Raw genomic sequence first — 2,904 nt, 5'->3', positions numbered from 1 at the left:
CGATGAAGGTCGAGGCGATCGCCGAACTGGCGGTGCTGGCCGCCACGTTCATCGCGGACCAGGCGGCGGCGGTGGCGACCCTGGGGCTGGCCGAGGCAACTGAGACGCTGGTCGTGGAGGCGGCCGAGAAGCTGATGGACTTCCTGGAACAGCAGCTGGAGCAGTACATCATCGGGCAGGTGATCGAGGCCGCCATGGACCCGCTGGTGGAGGTGGTGGGGCGGGCCGTGACAGGGCTGGTGTTCCAGGCCGCCGAATCCGCGCTCGGGGTGTCCGCCGACGCAGGGGGCACCGGGTCGGTGGGTGAGGGCTTCTCGATCCATCCGGAGCAGATGCACGCGCACGCGGAGCTCATGCGCGGCCATGCCGAGACCGTGGCCTCGCACGCCGAGGCGTTCCGCACCAAGCTCCCTCCACACCGGCGCAGGCCCCCGCATCGAAGCCATCCGCCTCCTCGACGGCACCAACGCCGGCTTGGGCACCACCGTCATCACCTACCACTACGACCCCCTCGGCCGCCTCACCGACATCGTCAACTCCTCCGGCCTGCCCCAGCGCCGGCCTCACCACAGGCACCAACTTGCCGACACCGGAGAGCGATCCGCTGTACTACGGCCTGGACCTGGCTGCTGTCAGCGCCGGCCCGGGAGTGAAGACCGAGGTCCTGGCGGGCGGCTGGCACGGGGCCGTCCGCTTCACTGGGCCCTTCAGTCGCACCGGCTCGTTCGGCAACGCGGCAATGCCGGCGGACATGTCCTGGGGCGAGTCTGTGGCGCTCGGCGACCTCAACGGGGACGGCGCCCAGGACCATGTGAACGTCACCTACCGCTACGGTGGTCTCTCCGGTGGCGTGGTCTTCGTGAACCCCGAGAACTACGTTCACACGCCCGGTGTGTCACCCGGTCTCCAGAAGGGCAACGGCCTTATCTCCGCCACCGGCGACCTCAACGGCGACGGATTCGCCGATCTCGTGGTCGGCGACCCGGACGAACCCGAAGTCGCCGGGGTCGACGGCGCGCTGGGCGGTCGCATCCTGGTCTGGTACGGCTCGGCGCACGGTATCGCGGCCGACGCGGCACCCGTTCAGATCACGCAGAACACCGCTGGCGTCCCCGGCGGGAGTGAGAAGTACGACGCCTTCGGCGGCGCTTTGGCGGTGGCCGACCTTAACCGTGACGGGCTCGCCGACATCATGGTCGGGGCGCCGTACGAATCCATTGGCAAGGTCGGCCGGGCCGGGCAGGTGACCGTCATCCCCGGACGGCGCACGGGCGCCCTCGGCACCGGGGCGTACGCTTTCAATCAGGACACAGCAAGTGTCCCCGGCGGCTCAGAGGTCGACGACTTCTTCGGTACGACGGTCGCCGCAGGTGATGTGAACAAGGACGGCAAAGCCGAGTTGTTCGTCGGAGCGGCCGACGAGAACAACTCCACGGGCGCCGTTTGGGTCCTCCCCGGCGGCACCTCCGGACCAACAGCCGCGGGCAGTCGCATGTTCACCGCGTCCTCCGTCGGCCTCACCCAGCAATACGGCACCCTCCTGGGCGGCAATGGGCTGCTCTGGGTGATGTGACACGCCATACGGGCGGTAGGGCCACCAGTCAACAATGCCGTACCGCCCGTAGTTGCCCAGACGACGCCACAGGTCAGGTACACGGCGCTACACCGCGCACTACCCGTGCACCACCTGGGGCGGACAGCCTCGGTCAACAGGGGGCTGGACCGCAACGAATCACCGGGCCGGAGCAGCACATCGCGCGCCGAACCGACCCGGGTTGCACTGTCTCCATGAGGGCAGTGTGGTCGGGCTGCATTTCGTTCGGCCTGGTCACGATCCCTGTCCAAATCTTCGCCGCGACGGAGGAGCATTGCGGCGGCTTCCACCAAGTCCACGCGAGCGACGGCGCGCGCATCCGGCACCGGAGGGTGTGGGAGCGGGAGGATCGGGAGGGTGTATTGACTGAACTAAGAGTCTCGTTTTCGCAGGTCAGTGGGCGTTTCTGCCTAGGCTTTGCGGGCGAGCAGTTGAATCTCCTGGAACTGCCGTCGATCGGTGGGCTGAGGCTCGCGAACCATCCGGGCTACCTCGGCCAACCCGGACTTGCGCAGCATCGCGGCGAGGTGATCAGGCGACCACCGATAGGCCAGCGCGACTGTGTGATCGAAGACCTGCGTCGGGTGAGATGGATCATCGCTTGCCGAAAAGCCGACCAGAAGGTGGCCGCCAGGTGCCAGCACACGGTGGAACTCCGCCAAGATGACGGGGAGTTCTTGCGGCGGAGTGTGGATGATGGACCAACGTGAGAGTACGCCGCCCAGCACGCCGTCAGCGATGTTCAACGCGGCCATCGAGCCCACGTCGAACCGCAGGCCCGGATAGGCCTGTCGAGCCAACTTGATCATCGCAGGAGAGGCATCAACGCCAAACGCCGCCAGCCCCAACTCATCCAGATAAGCGGTGATATGGCCAGGTCCACACCCCAGATCCGCGACCTGACCGTCCCCACTCGCACTTACGACCTCGGCGAAGGCACTCAAGATCGCGCGGTCCAAAGGCCTGTCACGCAGCTCGTCGCGAAACCGCTGCGTATACATGGGGGCCGCAGTGTCGTAGGCCTCGCGGGTGGCACTGAAGGCATCGTGTTCGACCATGCTCGCGACAGTAGTTCCTGGCGCTGAGGCGAGCCGAGAGAATCACGATCTTCCCTCCCGCCTGCTCGCCCGGGCTATCGCTAGTTCAGAGAAGTTCCGCAGCACAAGATCGCGCGCGACTGGGAGGCGTCGGACGCAGTCCGCCTGACGTTGTCCAGTCCGTACCGCTACGGTGTGGCCCGGATGTGGAGCATTGTCGCAGTGGCTCGTACACAGCGAAGTCCATGGTCTCTGCGAGAGCGAAGGCGACGG

General features: G+C 66.8%; 2 protein-coding genes and 2 pseudogenes. 3 read left to right on the top strand and 1 reads right to left on the bottom strand.

The window, feature by feature from the left end; all coding sequences use genetic code 11:
* The 3 genes and pseudogenes from EFK10_RS51780 to EFK10_RS52980 all read left to right on the top strand — a co-directional run.
* A pseudogene (locus tag EFK10_RS51780) lies at positions 1-653 on the top strand (hypothetical protein); the annotation flags it as partial.
* The gene (locus tag EFK10_RS46705) at positions 581-1,573 is read left to right on the top strand and encodes an FG-GAP-like repeat-containing protein (RefSeq protein WP_127361681.1); all 993 of its coding nucleotides are present in this window, start codon (positions 581-583) and stop codon (positions 1,571-1,573) included. The pseudogene EFK10_RS51780 and the gene EFK10_RS46705, both read left to right, overlap by 73 nt.
* Before the next feature lie 215 nt (positions 1,574-1,788).
* A pseudogene (locus EFK10_RS52980) lies at positions 1,789-1,890 on the top strand (Ku protein); the annotation flags it as partial.
* A 114-nt stretch (positions 1,891-2,004) separates the two neighbouring features.
* Here EFK10_RS52980 and EFK10_RS46700 read toward each other — a convergent pair.
* Entirely contained in the window at positions 2,005-2,652 is a 648-nt protein-coding gene (locus tag EFK10_RS46700) for a class I SAM-dependent methyltransferase (RefSeq protein ID WP_127361680.1), read from the bottom strand.
* Positions 2,653-2,904 lie beyond the last annotated feature (252 nt).

The organism is Streptomyces soli (assembly GCF_003999195.1).
Lineage (GTDB): Bacteria > Actinomycetota > Actinomycetes > Streptomycetales > Streptomycetaceae > Actinacidiphila > Actinacidiphila soli.
Note: the sequence above shows the minus strand (reverse complement) of the source record. Positions and strands in the feature narration are given on the sequence as shown.